Genomic DNA, 15,723 nt, shown 5'->3' with positions numbered 1-15,723 from the left:
CCCGGAATGGGGTAGATTGCTGTTTATTCCCGTGTTCCCCGAACGGAGAAATCCATGCTCGGCCTGATCGTCCTGTTCATCGCTGCCGGTGTCCTGACCTGTGCCTGGTTAGGCGGGGCACTGCTCTATGTCAGCAATTCTGTCGGCTGGGACAACCTGTTGCTGATGATGCCCAATGATCTGGCCCTGTTCGCCTTTGGGGTTTTCGGACCGGTGGCGCTGCTGTGGCTGGTGCTGGGGCTGATCCAGACCACCTTGTCCAATCACCGGCAGGAAAGCGTCCTGCGACAGATGGTGGTACAGGAACGGCGGGCGTCGGACCAGATCGAGGCACAGGTTCGCACCCTGATCCAGATGCAGGGCGAAAGTCGGCGGCGGTCGGTGATCGACGGCATGGATCTGGTGCTGAAGGACCTGAACGGTCAGGCAGCGGTGCTGGCCGAGCGGCTGGGAATGATCAGTCAGGACGAAGCCGATACACTGTGGGGGCGGACGGTGGCCGGGGATGTCTGGGCCTTCTCCTACGCCTTTCTGACCCGCGCCGAAGCCTATGAAGACTTCCCCGACCTGTTGGCCGAGCGGCTGGCCCACGATGAAATCTCGTCGTCGGCGCTGCAGTTGTTCCTGCGCCGCTATGACCTGCTGCTGGAAAGTTTCCGCGAGACCGATGCCGACAAGCTGGCCCGCGCCGTGCTGGAAGACGGCCCGCTGGCCCGCCTGCACAGCCTGTTTGCCACCGTCAACCTGCGCGCCTTGCGCCTGCGACAGGGCTATGAGGAAATCCCCCGCGATTCCTATGCCGATAGCCATGCCCCGGCTGTCGGAACCGTCGCGGGCTATGTGGACGAAGACTTCCAGCTGGACCCTGATCCCGAAATCCGCCCTCGTTTTGGCGTCGAAGACTTCCCCGACGACTTCGGCGTTCCCCATGACGAAGTGCAGGAACGGGAGACGCTGGAGCAACAGGCCCGTCAGCGCAGCGGATTCCATGCCTTGCCGGATGATTACGCCTCGGAGCCGCTGGCGCAGGAAGGCCTGTCGGGCAGCCATGACTTTTCCATCAACCACGACGAAAACCGCCCCGTGGGCTATGGTACCTATCGCCCGCTGATCGCCACCCCCGAAGACAGCAGCCCCCTCAGCGCGTCAGCCTCCACCGTTGGCGGCTATGGCCGTCCAATTCCGGGCGGGCGGAGCACCTGGTCAGGGCAGAGTGCGTCAGGGCAGAGCGGGTTCGGGCAAAGCGGGGCCGGGCGCTATGGGGCCAGGAAAAACGACGCAGGCCAACGCGGGGACAGCGACGACGCCCTGATCGTCGGGGCGGAACGCACGGCCTATGCGCCGAAATCCTTTACCGCACCGCAATTCGTTCGCTCCCACGAACCGCCGCTGGTCACCGTCGGCCAGAATGAGGATTTTGCCTCCGCGGCAGACACCATTCCCGAGCAACCGGTGGTGATCCACGATGTTGCCCCCTCGCCGCCCGCCCTCGCCCCGCTGGTTGACAGCGGCTATACCGACCCGCTGTATGCCGACAGCCCGCTTGGGAGCCATGATGCCCCGCTGGACGATGACGAAGACGAGGAAGCCTTTGTCCTGACCGCCTATGGCGATGATGTGGCCCACGGCTTTGAGCTGGAAGAGCAGGTGGCGGCGCTGGTTGATGACGCCACCCCCGTGGCAGAGGCAGAGGCGGAAGAAGAGTATTTCATTGCCGACGATTTCGACCTGCAAACCCTGAGCGCGGGCCTGTCGCCTGACCAGACCCTGCCGCTGGCCGAAACTCCCGAAGACGCCGCCGCCGTGCAGGACATCGAGGATGCAGAGGAGATGCTGGCAATGGACAGCCATGCCGATGCGGTCACCACCGAAACCGTGGCCCCCGACCTGCCTGCACCAGGCCTGTCCGAGCCGAACCTGCCCTACGCCGCCCTTGCCGCCGATACGGAAACCATGGAAGAATCGATGGCCCGGCTGCACGACGTTTTGCGCCGGATGAACAGTGACGACGACACCCCCGCCCCCGGTAACGCCACCCCCGAACACACTGCATCAGAAGATGTTCCCCATGGAGACCGTCCGCTGCTGCCGTCATAAGGACAGTCTTTTTTCTCATGCGTAGCCGTTATGCCCTGCCGCCGAACGATGGCGCACCGGCGGCCAGTGGCCCCCGCCATGAAGCCCGCACCCTGATTCGCCTGCTTCCCTATCTGTGGCCGCAAGGGCAATGGTCCCTGCGCTGGCGAATGGTCGCCGCGCTGGTCTGCCTGATCGGCGCCAAGGGCGCGACGGCCCTGGTTCCTTTGCTGTACAAGGCCGCGGTAGACCAGTTGTCCCGACCGGTCCAACCCGTTGACGAGTCTGCAACCCTGTGGGCAACCGTGCCACTGGCCATCCTGCTGGGCTATGGTGGTGCCCGTTTCCTGCAACTGGTGTTCAGCGAAGTGCAGGATCTGGTCTTTTCCCGCGTCAGCGAGGGCGCGGTGCGCAGTGTCGGGTTGCACGCCTTTCGCCACCTGCACCGGCTGTCGTTGCGCTTTCACCTTGAACGCCAGACCGGCGGCCTGTCGCGGGTGATCGAACGCGGGACACGCGGCATCGAACTGATGCTGCGGCTGGTGGTGTTCCGCTCGTTCCCCACCGTGCTGGAACTGGCGATTGTCTGCACCATCCTGTGGACCCTGCTCGACTGGCGGTTTGCTCTGGCCACGGCGGTGACCATCGGCCTGTACGGCCTGTTCACCATGCTGGTCACCGAATGGCGGGCCAAATTCCGCCGGGCGATGAACCGCAGTGACGCCGAGGCCGGGGCCAAGGTGGTCGATAGCCTGCTGAACTTTGAAACGGTCAAATACTTCAACAACGAAGACCACGAAGCCCGCCGTTTCGATCAGGCGCTGTCGTCCTTTGAACGGGCCTCGCTGCGGTCAAAAAGTACGCTGGCAGCCCTGAACATCGGACAGGGGGCGATCATCTCGCTGGGGCTGGTGGTAGTGATGACCATGGCCGCGCAAGGGGTGGCCGCCGGGACGATGAGCGTCGGGGACTTCGTGCTGGTCAACAGCTACCTGATCCAGATGGCCCTACCGCTGAACTTCCTCGGGATGCTGTACCGCGAGCTGAAACAGGCCCTGATCGACATGGAAACCCTGTTTACCCTGCTCGACCAGACCCCCGAGGTGGCCGATGCCCCCGATGCCCGCCCCTTGCGCTGCGACAGCCCGCCCGAGGTGGTGTTTGATCAGGTCAGCTTTGCCTATGACCCGGCCCGTCCGGTGCTGCACGATGTCTCGTTCCGCATTCCGGCGGGCCGCAAGGTGGCACTGGTCGGGGCCTCGGGCGGCGGCAAATCAACCCTCTCGCGCCTGCTGTTCCGTTTCTGGGATGTCAGCGGCGGGGCCATCCGGGTGGCCGGAGAAGACCTGCGTGCCGTGCGGCAGGATGACCTGCGCCGCCTGATGGGGGTGGTGCCGCAGGACTGCGTGCTGTTCAATGACACCCTGCGCTACAACATCGCCTACGGTCGGCCCTCGGCCAGCGAGGACGAGATTCAGGCCGTTGTGCAGCAGGCGCAGTTGAGCGATTTCATCGCCTCGCTGCCGCAGGGACTGGACAGCATGGTCGGCGAGCGCGGCCTGAAACTGTCAGGTGGCGAAAAACAGCGGGTGGCCATCGCCCGCACCCTGCTGAAGCAACCGCAAATCCTGATTCTCGACGAAGCCACCAGCGCCCTCGACAGCCACACCGAACGCGACATTCAGGCCGCCCTGCGCCCTGTTGCCGAGCACCGCACCACGCTGGTGATCGCCCATCGCCTGTCAACCATCGTTGATGCTGACGAAATTCTGGTGCTGGAGCAGGGCCGGATCAGCGAACGCGGCCAGCATCAGGACTTGTTGGCGCGGGGTGGTGCCTATGCCGCCTTATGGCATCGGCAACAGGGGTAACGGGAAGAAACCAAAGGATCATGCTTTTCCACTGACCGTCGTCTACTGTGGCGTCACATTTAACGCACCCTGCTAATCCTGCGACGTTTCCGGCAGGTCGCCACCGGCCCAGACCGGCTGCGCCACCCGGCGGTTTTCGATGCGGTTGAGGGCGGTTTCAGCACGGTCGAGGTTTTTCAGGATGGTGCGGGCCAGCGGCCCGCCTGAACCGGTCGAGCGATGCACCGCCAGCGCATCGCGGAACGACAGCGCCGCCAGCCGCATGTATTCCGGGTCGCCGGTATGACGTGCCAGCAGGAACAGCGCCGAACCCATGTTGTTGCGGGTGGCGGCATACAGCAGCGGCGACGCCTCGGCAGAACGGATTTCCAGCGCCGACTGGCAGACATCCACCGCTTTTTGCAGAATATCGGTGTTCTTCAGGTGATCGCCATAGACCTGCAACACCTGACCAATGGCGGTCATCACGTCGGCCCAGCGCCATGGGCTTTCAAAGCGGGGAAAGGCGGTCAGCGCGGTTTGATAATGCGACAGCGCCTCGCGCAGCGCCTGTTCGTCACCGCTGACCATATCAATACGGAACTGTACCGCCCCCAGCCGCACATGCAGGTTGCCCCACGCGCGCGGGTCGTGGTTGCGCTGCATGCCGGACAGGGCGTTGGTAAAGGCATCGGCAGCCCGCCGCAACACCCCTTCGTCATTGGTTTTCTCGGCCCGTTCCAGCAGCAACAGCCCCAGTGCCTTGTTCAGCGAAACCCAGTCTTCGGTGGTTTCATGCGGCATGTCGGGCAAGGCGGCCTGATAGCACTGGATTGCCGCATCAATCAACTGGGTCCGGCCAAAGGCCAGCCCGGCCTGTGCGGCAATGTGCCCGAACATCGCCCGTACGGTCGCCTGTTCAGCAGGGGTCAGACTGGAAGGAGGCTGCAAGGCAATCGCCGCCGCCTGTTCGGCCAGAATCGGCAACAACGGATAATCGGTGCTGGGCTTGCCAGCCGCCGCGGCCATCGCCGCCCCGCGCAACAGGGCGCCCCAGGTTTCATCAAAATCGCCCGGTACCACCAGCAGGGCGTCCTGCGGGAAGAACCCCGGTTCGTCGGTATCCGGCAGGGTCTTGTTGCTGAAGTACATCGAGATCACCCGACCTTCGGCATCTTCACCACCCCACACCAGTACGTCGGCCTTTTCCGCCGCCTGCAACGGACGCGCCTGCAGGCGGGCCTGCCGCAAATCGCGCACCGCAATGCCTTCTGGTGGGGCCGGAAAATCGTTGGTGGTGGCCCGCGTCACCAATCCGTCCAGATTGGACAGCGTTTCCAGCAGGTAGGGGCGCTGGTCGTATTCCGCATCCAGCGACAGCGAGGTAATCGCCACCGTGCGCGGACGACGGCGGGCGGCGGTCCGGCCCCCGCGGAACACGTCAACCAGCCGGTCGAGAAGACCCTGTCGCTGGAACGAGGCATTCAGGTGGTGCATCGGCACCGTCTGCGGGTCGATGGGCATGAACGGCACCAGCGCCCCGCCAGCGACTGGCGGAGCGGGCAACGCCGCCTGCCCACCGGTCTTGAGGGGGGAAGGTGTCGGCGGGGTCGAGGTGGTGACCGGGGCTTTGGGGGATTGCGCGGGCGTCGAGGCCAGCTTTTCGTCACTGTCCCGCAGGCGCTTGGCCATACGGGTCATGATTTTCAGCGCCGCCTGCGGATCCTTTTCGATCATTTTCAGGAAGTCGGCGCGCGGGATCACTTCCAGCTTGGTGGTGGTTTCCGCCCGGGCCGAGGTATTGCGCGGCCCCTGATCGAGAACCCCCATTTCCCCCAGCAGTTCGCCTTTGCTCAGGCCACCGATACGCGCCGGCCCCGAGGGACCGTTCTTGAGCAGCTCTACCCGTCCGGCCTCGATGATATAGGCGCAGTCACTGGCGTCACCTTCCTGATAGATGAACTCGCCGGTCTTGTAGGTACGGGTTTCCTTGCTCACGATTGCCTGCTGACCCTTTGCGCGCTGCTGCCTGTCTCTGGCGAAGAACCAGCTTACGGCCCAGTCCTTACCGAGAGGTTATGGAAAGACGGTTTGTTCCGATCATCTGCCGACAAACCAGAGGGATCAGTGGTGATGCCCACCGCAGCAGGACGACCCGGCCCCACAGCTTTCGCCCTCGTCAGCAGCCACCTCCACAGCGTCTTGATCAGTCCCGGCGGGGGCGGTCGGCGGGGTCACGCCCGGAGCATAGCGGATCACGCCCTGATAAATGCGGGCTTCGACCCCGCTGCGCATGGCCGAGATATAGCGCTCGTCGTTCTCGTCCCGCTCCATGGCCAGCGTGATGATGCCGCTTTCCAGCTCGGTGCTGGCCTGCTTGTCCTCAATACCGTGCGCCTTGGCAATCGAAGCAACCAGCGCATTGATCTCGTCGAAGTGCTCACGCTGTTCCACGTTTCTCATCCTTCCTGTGGTCTGTCGGGCAAAAACTGCGGCCTTCGCCAGCGACAATAAAGGCCCTTGGGACAGCAAGAGCAAGAGAAAGCAAAACGGCCACAACAGAAAAACCCCCTGCACCGGGGGGAGTGGTGCAGGGGGTGCAGTATCGGAAGCCGGCAGCGGGCCTATGACGCGCAGGGGGATGGACGTACACCCAATGCCAACCGGTCAAGGGGGTTAACCGGGGGCTTCCGAACTGATGCAGTCGTCACGGAAGATCGGCGACAGGTCACACGATCAACAGACATCTACGTCGGTGTCGTGGGATCTATCATGGCAAAAACCAATCTAATTGGTCAAGTTATTTTCACACACCCACGCCATTCCCCCCTGCACGGCTGTTGCAATCCGGCCAGCCCTGCTGGATAGTCCCTGCCGGACCAGCCCGTTACCGCTGGTCCGTTCCTTCTGGCCCCGACCCTCTGGCAGCGCCCTCCCGATGAGCCACGATCTTCCGCCGACTTCCCCCGCGCCGTCTCCGTCCGCGCCGGTGTCGCCGCAGGCCGCCGCCGAGGCCTTGTTTCAACAGGGCGTCAGCGCTCATAACACCGGCGATCTGGAACAGGCTGCCCGCCTGTATGGTCTGGTGCTGAAGGAGATGCCCACGCACACCCTGGCGCTGAACAATCTGGCCGTCGCCCTGCGCCGCCTGCACCGCAAGCCCGCTGCCGACGCCCTGTATCTGCGCGCCATGGCCCTGTCGCCCGAGACCCCCAACCTGACCGCGCTGGTCAATCGCGGCAACGTGCTGCGCGATCTGGGCCGGTATCAGGATGCCTGTACCTCGTACTATCAGGCGTTGGCCCATGATTCCGACTGTCGGGGGGCCTGGTACGGGCTGGGGCTGGTGCTGCGCGACATGAAGAAAATCGACGACTCGATTGCGGCACTGGAAAAGACCCTGTCCTTTACCCCCGACGACCCCGAAGTCCAGTGGGACCTGTCGCATTCGCTGCTGTGCAAGGGCGACCTGCTGCGCGGCTTTGCCCTCTACGAGTCCCGCTGGCGGCTGAAGGGCGTCCAGCGTCCCCGCTACCCCTGGCCGGAATGGGACGGCACGGCTGCGCTGACCGGCAAGACCTTGCTGCTGTACGGCGAGCAGGGCTTTGGTGACGTTCTGCAATGCCTGCGCTTCATCCCGCTGGTCGCCGCACGGGGGGCAAAGGTGGTCCTGCACGTCCGCCCCGAGCTGGTCAGCCTGCTGGCCGGGCAATTCCCTGCCGTCACCCAGATCATTGTGCGGGACGCCACCCCGCCCGCCGGGTGCTGTGATCTGGTGGCTCCGCTGATGTCCCTGCCGTGGTTGCTGGGCCTGCGGCGCGAAGACATCCCGCGCGCGCCTTACATCACACCGCCGTCCATCCCGGTCAGGCTGCCGCAACAGGCCGCACAGGCCACCTTGCGGATTGGCCTGTGCTGGCAGGGCAGCCCGACGCACAAGAACGACCACAACCGGTCGATGCCGTTCCAGCATCTGGTATCCCTGCTGCGCTTTCCGCAGGTGGCGCTGTTCAGCCTGCAAAAAGGCAAGGCCGCCAGCGAGCCTGCCGACTGGAACATCGCCAGCATGATCACCATTCTGGACCCGTTGCTGAAAAGTTTCCGCGAGACTGCGGCGGTCATCGCCCACCTTGATCTGGTGATCGCAGTTGACACCTCGGTAATGCATCTGGCCGCCGCGATGGGGAAACCCGTCTGGCTGCTGTTGCCGGTCAGCCATGACTGGCGCGTTGATGCCAATGACAGCCTGCAGACCTGGTACCCCTCGGTGCGGGTTTTCAAACAGCCGTCCCATGGCGACTGGGCCGGGGTGATGGCGCAGGTTGAAACGGCGCTGGAACGCGCCATCCAGCACAAAACATTCTGATCTTCAAGGACACTCACACAGCATGATCGATACGGAACAGGCTCTTTCGGTCCCCTCTCGCCGGTCGCTGCGCGCGGGCTTGTCTCAGGCTGCGGCGGCGCTGGCCCTGCTGGCTCTGGCCGGGTGCGCCTCGGCCCCCGAACAGGCCGCGGCTCCGCAGGCCCCGGCCAAGGCAGCATCGACGGTCCCGGCCCCGGTTGCCCCCGAACCGGCCTCGCGCATTGAAGCCAAGGCCCCGGTCGAGCGCGACCATGCGATGGTGGTTGCCGCCAACCCGCTGGCCGCTCAGGCGGGCCGCGAAATCCTTGAAGCCGGTGGCAATGCCATCGACGCCGCCATTGCCGTGCAGGCCATGCTGGGGCTGGTCGAGCCGCAATCCTCGGGCATTGGCGGCGGTGCTTTCCTGCTGAACTGGAATGCCAGCCAGCGGCAACTGATCACCTGGGATGGCCGTGAAACCGCCCCCGCCGCCGTCACCCCGTCGCTGTTCCTGAAGCCCGACGGCACCCCGATGAGCTTCAGCGACGCGATGATCGGTGGCCGCGCCGTCGGCACCCCCGGCGTGCTGCGCATGCTGGCTGCCGCCCACGCCCGACAGGGTGCCCTGCCGTGGAAGGCGCTGTTCAAACCCGCCATCACTCTGGCCGAGGCCGGTTTCCCGATCAGTGACCGCCTGCACACCTCGATCGAGGCCGATCAGGCGGCGCTGGCACAGAACCCGGTCACCCGCGCCTACTTCCTTGATGCCCAGGGCAAGCCGCTGGCGGCGGGCACCATTCGCCGCAACCCGGCCTATGCCGCCACCCTGCGCGAAATTGCCGACCGTGGGGCCGACGCCTTTTACACCGGCAAGATCGCACAGGACATCGTTGATGCCGTCCGAGGCCAGAAGGCCAACCCCGGCCTGCTGACCCTCGCCGACCTCAAGGGCTATCAGGCACAGGCGCAGGCCCCGGTCTGCACCCCGTGGAAAGGCTATTCGGTCTGCGGCATGGGGCTGCCCAGCTCGGGCGGGGTAACCGTCGGTCAGATGCTGAAGCTGATCGAACGCTTTGATACCTCGAAACTGTCCCCGACCGGCTCCCAGACCGCCCACCTGCTGGCCGAAGCCGGACGTCTGGCCTTTGCCGACCGCAACGCCTATCTCGCCGACGGGGCGTTCTTTGCCGTTCCGGTCGAAGGTCTGCTGGCCCCGAACTACCTGCAACAGCGCTCGGCCCTGATCGACCCCAACAAGGCGATGGCCGACGCCCAGCCGGGCACCCCGGCGATGGCCCCCAAGGTGGTGTCTGCTGAACCCTCGGCCCTGCCGTCGACCTCGCACCTGTCGATTGTCGATACCAAGGGCAACGCGGTGTCGATGACCACCTCGATTGAAAACAGCTTTGGTTCGCGGTTGATGGTCGATGGCTTCATGCTGAACAACCAGTTGACCGATTTCTCGTTTGTCCCGGACATCAACGGCCGTCCGGTGGCCAACAGCGTCCAGCCGAACAAGCGTCCGCTCAGCTCGATGAGCCCGACAATGGTCTTTGACCGCGACGGCAAACTGACGCTGGTGGTTGGCAGCCCCGGCGGCAGCCAGATCATCGGCTATGTCGCCCAGACGCTGGTCGCCATTCTCGACCAGAAACTCGACCCGCAGACCGCCGTCAGCCTGCCGCACGTCCTGAACCGCGACCGGGACGAAACCGAAGTCGAAAGCGATGCCCTGAAAGCCCCGCTGGAAGCCCTCGGCCACAAGGTGAAGGTCGGCCCGATGACCAGCGGCCTGCATGTGATCCAGATCGCCAAGGCCAAGCCGAAGCCGAAGACCGAGGAAGACAGCCAGCCGAAGACCGCCGAAGACAACAAGGAAGCTCCGGCCCCGCTGGTGGCCAAGCCGGTGGTGCAGGCTGCCCCGGCAACCGTGCTGATCGGTGGCGCTGACCCCCGCCGCGAAGGCGTTGCCACCGGCTATTGATCTGGCATTTCGCCTGTTTTCGCCCCCTCTGTCCTGTGGCAGAGGGGGTTTTTTACGCCTTAAAATAGAGAAAAGACCGGTATTCGACAGATCACCCGTATAAGGCAGGAACAGAACTGCTGCGGACTGGTGCCCCATGATTCCCCAACTTGCTTCCATGCTTTTGAAAGCCCATGGCCCGTGCCGTGCCCTGCACGTCGGGGCCAGCGACACCGGCACCCTCGACCTGCTGCTGCTGGATGGCTGCGACGCCTGGATGGAAAGCGGGCTCCTGCCCCACCCGCGCAGTCTGCCTGCCGGGCAACAGCCGCCCTCCGGGCCGGTTGATGCGCTGATCGTCGAAGTGTCCGGTCAGGATCAGCCTCTGACGATTCTCGACCGTCTGCGCGATATGCTGGCCACCCCGTCGGTGCTGGTTCTGGCGGCGGGCGGTCATGCCCGCCCGCCGGTTGAGCAATGGCTGTTCAAGACGGGCTGGCGACGTCACCCGACCTCGGTCACCGTTGCCAGTTACCCGGCGCTGCAAGAGGATCGCCTGCCCGATGTGGTGCTGTATCAGCGGAGTCCCGCCGCAACCCCCTGGCCGGTGGGGGAACAGCCCGCCGACAAACTGCGCGATGGCAGCAGCCGGGCCGATGCCGACCTTGTGCGGTATGCGCTGGCGGCGCAGTCTGTTCGTCCCGGTGACTGTGTGGTCGTTTGTAGCTGTGGCGCGGGATACGGCGCGGCGATGATCGCGGCACAGGCTGCGGCGGGTCAGGTCATCGGCATTGATTCCGATGCCAGCGCCGTCGCCTATGCCAGCGCCCACTACGCCCGTCCGGGACTGAGCTATCAGCAGGGCGACCCTGCCCTGCTGGAGCAGAGTCCCGACGCGTCGGTCGATCTGGTGGTGGCGATGGATACCCTTGCCCTGACGGCTGACTGGCAGGCCGTGCTGCAAACCTTTCGTCGCATCCTGAAACCCGATGGCCGCCTGATTGTCAGCGTGCCCGATCAATCGAGCGCCGATTCCACCCAACAGGGCTTTGACTGGGCCACCCTTAACGACGGCCTCAGCGCGCATTTCATTGTCGAAGCCCGCTACCTTCAGGCGGCCCCCGGTGGGGTGAAGCTCCAGCGCTCGCCCCGCCTGTTGCAGCAGGTGGCGCTGGACAGCGCGACCGAGTCGGACTGGATCATTGCCGTCGCTTCGGTCAACCCGCTGGAAGACGGTGCCGCCCGGCGGGATGACTTCCGCCATCCGGCCTTTACCTCGGCGCTGGCCGCCAATCCGCTGCCGGTGATCGACTTTGTCGCCGGCTATGACAACCCCTATCTCTATCGCCCGCTGGTCCAGATGGGCGAGCGACTGAAAGACAACAACCGTCTGTATCGTCTGGCCTGTCTGGCGATGGAGCTGTCCCGCTCCGGCTCGGTCGATCAGGGGGCAGCCCTGTGCGTCGCCGGGTATCAGGCGCTGGAACATCGCAATGGGCAGGTGATCGGTCAACTGTTGCCCTACCTGCTGGGCTATGTCGAAGAAACCGCTGACCAAGCCCTCAACAATCCTCATCTGGTGCGCTGGCGCCTGTCGATTGCCTTTCTGATCGGACGACTGTTCAGCCTGCGTGGTGAGGACCAGCAGGCGCTCGACTGGTTCCGGCAGGCGGCCGCCATGGACTGGGCGCCGTTCTCCCCCCTGCTGGCCACCAAAGCCATCGCCGCCTGCTTCCACGCCGCCACCCTGTTGTTGGCCCGCGAGCAGGACAGCGAGGCCAAGGCCCTGTTCCAGCGCGGGCTGGAAATCTCGCTGCACGCCCTCGCCCAGCCGTCGCAGGCAATCATCGGTTCGGTGGAGGCCCCGATTCCCTTCGCCATGCAGGAAATCGCCGAAGTAGCCGACATGGGCAGCCAGTGCGCACTGGCGATCCATGCCTGGCCCCTGCTGGCCCGCGATCGTGGCCTGTTCTGGCGTCAGATCGACGTCAAACGCTTTGGGGTGGTGAGCTGGGCCAAGCATCTGGAGACCATCAACGCCCATCTGCAACAGCGCCTGCAAACCATTCAAAGCGACCAGCGGGCCGCTCGCCGGGCGATGGCCGCCGCCCAGTAATGGCTGCAAAACAAAACCCCCCGCCAATACATGGCGGGGGGTTTGTTGTCTGCGTCACACTATTTTAGTGCGAAGAGGCACTTTCGGCACCCAGACCGGTCTGGCTGCGCACGAACTGCGCACCGAACTTGGCCTTTTCTTCATCAGCCTCGCGGCTGCCATCGGTGACCGAGAAGAACCAGATTGCCAGAAACGCCACCGGCATCGAGAACAGGGCCGGCTGTTCGAACGGGAACAGTGCGTCCTTGAAGCCGATCACCTGCACCCACACCGTCGGACCGGTGATCACCAGCGTCAGGGCGGTCAGCAGGCCGATGAAGCCGCCAATCAGCGCGCCACGGGTGGTGGTACCCTTCCACATCATCGACAGGATCAGCACCGGGAAGTTGGCCGAAGCGGCAATGGCAAAGGCCAGACCGACCATGAAGGCAATGTTCTGCTTTTCAAACAGGATGCCCAGCACCACCGCCAGCACGCCCATCGCCAGGGTGGCAATCTTCGACACGCGGATTTCGGTACGCTCGTCCGCCTTGCCCTTTTTGATCACCGAGGCATAGAGGTCATGCGACACCGCCGACGCCCCGGCCAGCGCCAGACCGGCAACCACCGCCAGAATGGTGGCAAAGGCAACCGCCGAGATGAAGCCGAGGAACAGGTCCCCGCCCACCGCCTTGGCCAGATGCATCACCGCCATGTTGTTGCCGCCGCGCAGCTTGCCGTCAGCATCCAGGAATTGCGGGTCGGTCCCGACGATCACGATCGCCGACAGCCCCAGAATCCCCACCACCAGAAAGAAGTAACCGATGAAGCCGGTCGAATAGACCACCGACTTGCGGGCTTCCTTGGCATCGGTGACGGTAAAGAAGCGCATCAGGATGTGCGGCAGACCGGCGGTGCCGAACATCAGCCCCAGACCCAGCGAAATGGCTTCGACCGGCTTGGACAGCAACGACCCCGGCGCCATGATCGCGTCGTGCATCGGATGGACTTCGACGGCCTTCTTGGCCAGCGTTTCCAGGCTGAAGCCAAACTGGCTCATCGCCATCACCGCCATGAAGGTGCCGGCGCCCAGCAACATGCAGGCCTTGATGATCTGCACCCAGGTGGTGGCCAGCATGCCGCCAAAGGTGACATAGGCAATCATCAGCACACCGACCAGCATCACCGCATAGGCATAGTCCAAACCGAACAGCAGCTGGATCAGCTTGCCCGCGCCCACCATCTGGGCGATCAGGTACAGCGCCACCACCGACAGCGAGCCACAGGCCGACAGGGTGCGGATCTTGGTCTGATTCAGGCGATAGGCGGTAATGTCGGCAAAGGTGTACTTGCCCAGATTGCGCAGACGTTCGGCCATCAGGAACAGGATCAACGGCCAGCCGACCAGAAAGGCGATCGAATAGACAAAGCCGTCATAGCCCTTGGCAAAGGTCAGGCCGGTCAGGCCCAGCAGGGTGGCCGCCGACATATAGTCGCCCGCAATCGCCAACCCGTTCTGGAAACCGGTGATCCCGCCGCCCGCGGTGTAAAAGTCCTTTGCCGACTTGGTGCGGCGCGCCGCCCAATAGGTAATTCCCAGCGTCATCAGGACGAAAATCAGGAACATCACAATGGCGGTCGGGTTGACCGCCTGCTTCTGGACTTCCCCGCCAATGGCCCCCGCGGCCCATGCCGGAGAAACAGACGCCAGTCCGGCAACAGCAGCCAGCGCTGTGGCGAACATCGCACGCGATGCCTTCATCACTTCAGCTCCTCGATGATCTGCTGGTTCAGACGTTCGAATTCGGTGTTGGCGCGGGCCACGTACAGGGTGGTCAACAACCACGCCAGCACGATGATCGCCGCCCCGATCGGCACGCCGACCGACAGGGTTGCCCCGTCGTACAGCTTGGTGGCCAGCAGGTCGGGGCGAAACGCCACCACCAGCACATAGCCATAAAACACGACCAGCATGATTGCCGACAGCAGCCAGGCGAACCGCGAGCGCTTGGAGGTCAGCTCCAGAAAGCGCGGGTTTGCCAGAATGCGCGCATAAGCGTCCTCTTGCATGAATGTCCCCTCTCTTTTTGTCCTGCCGCCACGATCAGCCAGCGCAACGGCGAGAGCTTTGGTCTAACTCTTTGTATTGCCGCAGGGAGCGAAAACGCTCGAAGCTTTCAAGACTCTGGTGCGGCGCAACATCAGATGAGCCGCATAGACTGTTCTTAGCTCTAGCGCGCTTTAATTGCCACTGAAATCATTTCATCTGCGCGTAATTTTTTGTCGTAGAAATGTTGCGCAATGTAATTTCGTGTTTCACGGAAAACTGTCAAAGAGTCCGATCTCCACAGAGAAAATGGCGCCATTTGGCGTTTTTTTATTGCGCGTCGATGTCGAAGACCACAGGGGGCTTGATCGGTGCCCTCAAGTTGTCGTTATGGGAATGCTGCTTTTACCCCGCCAATCCCGCAGTGCAGCAGTTAGAGCGTTTTCATACCGAGCGAAAACGCTCTTCCCTTTTAGGGTCGCATTTTCCGAGCCGTTGACCGGAGACGGTCAACTTGAAAATGCTCTAAAACGCATCAGGCCGGGCACCTTGCGATGCCCGGCCCGAGAGCAGGAAGAGAGAAGCCGTCTGTTACACAGCCCCTTCACAGGGCCACATCAGCCACCACCACTTCGGCGTCTTCGTCCAGCGCGGTCAGGGCCATGGTCTCGACGCCAGCCACCACCAGCCCGTCGCGCGGGGCAATCTCGATCCGTTCGCCGTCGCTGGTTTCAATGCGCATCCGGCCCCGGGTCGGCACCAGATAGGCGGCGCGATTGCGCCCCAGCTGATAGCGGTCGCTCTGACCACTGGACAGCACCCCGCCAAGGATGGCAGCATCTTGATAGATCTCGATCGGGTTGGCGGCGGCGTGGATCTGTCGCCCTGACGCCAGCGGAATCAAGCCTCCGGCGACTTTGGGGAACTCGCGGTTTTCCCAACGCGGCTGAACTCGTTTCTGGGCCGGAACAACCCAGATCTGAAAAAGCTGCATGTCTTCGGGTTCCAGGTTGTATTCGGCGTGCATAATCCCGGTTCCGGCGCTCATTACCTGCACATCGCCACGTTCCGTGCGTCCCCGGTTGCCCAGTCCGTCCATGTGGGTGATCGCCCCGGAGCGGATGTAGGTGATGATTTCCATGTCACGATGAGGGTGCGGATCAAAGCCGCTGCCCGCTTTGATGGTGTCATCGTTCCAGACCCGCAACGACCCCACCCCCATTCGACTACGATCGTAGTATTCACCGAAGCTGAAGTGGTGGTGTGCATCAAGCCAGTCATTGCGGAACTGCCCGATGGAGGCAAACGGACGGTGGTCGAGCATGATAAAATTCCTTATGTTACAGT

Annotated in this window: 10 protein-coding genes; 5 read left to right on the top strand and 5 right to left on the bottom strand. The window is 63.6% G+C overall.

Going from position 1 to position 15,723, the window contains the following annotated elements:
* The first annotated feature begins 54 nt into the window (after positions 1-54).
* The gene (locus BW995_RS06380; RefSeq protein WP_076399333.1) at positions 55-2,097 is read left to right on the top strand and encodes a hypothetical protein; all 2,043 of its coding nucleotides are present in this window, start codon (positions 55-57) and stop codon (positions 2,095-2,097) included.
* Positions 2,098-2,114: 17 nt separating this feature from the next.
* On the top strand, positions 2,115-3,947 hold the full coding sequence (locus tag BW995_RS06375) for an ABCB family ABC transporter ATP-binding protein/permease (RefSeq protein WP_076399332.1): 1,833 nt from the start codon (positions 2,115-2,117) through the stop codon (positions 3,945-3,947).
* 72 nt (positions 3,948-4,019) lie between these two features.
* Here BW995_RS06375 and BW995_RS06370 read toward each other — a convergent pair whose 3' ends face one another.
* Both BW995_RS06370 and BW995_RS06365 read right to left on the bottom strand, forming a co-directional pair.
* A complete protein-coding gene (locus tag BW995_RS06370; protein ID WP_076399331.1) occupies positions 4,020-5,924 on the bottom strand; it encodes a cyclic nucleotide-binding domain-containing protein in 1,905 nt (634 codons plus the stop codon).
* A 126-nt stretch (positions 5,925-6,050) separates the two neighbouring features.
* The gene (locus tag BW995_RS06365; protein ID WP_076399330.1) at positions 6,051-6,380 is read right to left on the bottom strand and encodes a hypothetical protein; all 330 of its coding nucleotides are present in this window, start codon (positions 6,378-6,380) and stop codon (positions 6,051-6,053) included.
* 484 nt (positions 6,381-6,864) lie between these two features.
* Here BW995_RS06365 and BW995_RS06360 point away from each other — a divergent pair, with 484 nt between their 5' ends.
* The 3 genes from BW995_RS06360 (at position 6,865) to BW995_RS06350 (ending at position 12,350) form a co-directional block, all read left to right on the top strand.
* Complete coding sequence (locus BW995_RS06360; RefSeq protein ID WP_076399329.1) at positions 6,865-8,292, top strand: tetratricopeptide repeat protein; 1,428 nt, start codon at positions 6,865-6,867, stop codon at positions 8,290-8,292.
* 22 nt (positions 8,293-8,314) lie between these two features.
* The gene (gene ggt / locus BW995_RS06355) at positions 8,315-10,255 is read left to right on the top strand and encodes a gamma-glutamyltransferase (RefSeq protein ID WP_076399328.1); all 1,941 of its coding nucleotides are present in this window, start codon (positions 8,315-8,317) and stop codon (positions 10,253-10,255) included.
* 136 nt (positions 10,256-10,391) lie between these two features.
* Positions 10,392-12,350, top strand: a complete 1,959-nt coding sequence (locus BW995_RS06350; protein ID WP_076399327.1) for a class I SAM-dependent methyltransferase — start codon at positions 10,392-10,394, stop codon at positions 12,348-12,350.
* 64 nt (positions 12,351-12,414) lie between these two features.
* On the opposite strand, the gene BW995_RS06345 is transcribed toward BW995_RS06350, so the two are convergent.
* The 3 genes from BW995_RS06345 to BW995_RS06335 all read right to left on the bottom strand — a co-directional run bounded on the left by BW995_RS06345 (position 12,415) and on the right by BW995_RS06335 (position 15,700).
* Entirely contained in the window at positions 12,415-14,091 is a 1,677-nt protein-coding gene (locus BW995_RS06345) for a cation acetate symporter (protein WP_217696050.1), read from the bottom strand.
* Entirely contained in the window at positions 14,091-14,399 is a 309-nt protein-coding gene (locus BW995_RS06340; RefSeq protein ID WP_076399326.1) for a DUF485 domain-containing protein, read from the bottom strand. The genes BW995_RS06345 and BW995_RS06340 overlap by 1 nt, the downstream gene beginning before the upstream one ends.
* A gap of 581 nt (positions 14,400-14,980) precedes the next feature.
* Positions 14,981-15,700 (bottom strand): pirin family protein, encoded by a 720-nt coding sequence (locus BW995_RS06335; RefSeq protein ID WP_076399325.1) that lies wholly within the window; start codon positions 15,698-15,700, stop codon positions 14,981-14,983.
* Positions 15,701-15,723: the final 23 nt, after the last annotated feature.

The sequence above is a fragment of the Insolitispirillum peregrinum genome (genome assembly GCF_900156605.1).
Taxonomy (GTDB): Bacteria; Pseudomonadota; Alphaproteobacteria; order Rhodospirillales; family Rhodospirillaceae; genus Insolitispirillum; species Insolitispirillum peregrinum.
Note: the sequence above shows the minus strand (reverse complement) of the source record. Positions and strands in the feature narration are given on the sequence as shown.

What these genes read in the sequence shown, in the direction of transcription:
- ggt (WP_076399328.1), top strand. Translation starts at nt 8,315, where the DNA reads ATGATCGATACGGAACAGGCTCTTTCGGTCCCCTCTCGCCGGTCGCTG.
- BW995_RS06360 (WP_076399329.1), top strand. Translation starts at nt 6,865, where the DNA reads ATGAGCCACGATCTTCCGCCGACTTCCCCCGCGCCGTCTCCGTCCGCG.
- BW995_RS06340 (WP_076399326.1), bottom strand. Translation starts at nt 14,399, where the DNA reads ATGCAAGAGGACGCTTATGCGCGCATTCTGGCAAACCCGCGCTTTCTG.
- BW995_RS06345 (WP_217696050.1), bottom strand. Translation starts at nt 14,091, where the DNA reads ATGAAGGCATCGCGTGCGATGTTCGCCACAGCGCTGGCTGCTGTTGCC.
- BW995_RS06380 (WP_076399333.1), top strand. Translation starts at nt 55, where the DNA reads ATGCTCGGCCTGATCGTCCTGTTCATCGCTGCCGGTGTCCTGACCTGT.
- BW995_RS06335 (WP_076399325.1), bottom strand. Translation starts at nt 15,700, where the DNA reads ATGCTCGACCACCGTCCGTTTGCCTCCATCGGGCAGTTCCGCAATGAC.
- BW995_RS06350 (WP_076399327.1), top strand. Translation starts at nt 10,392, where the DNA reads ATGATTCCCCAACTTGCTTCCATGCTTTTGAAAGCCCATGGCCCGTGC.
- BW995_RS06375 (WP_076399332.1), top strand. Translation starts at nt 2,115, where the DNA reads ATGCGTAGCCGTTATGCCCTGCCGCCGAACGATGGCGCACCGGCGGCC.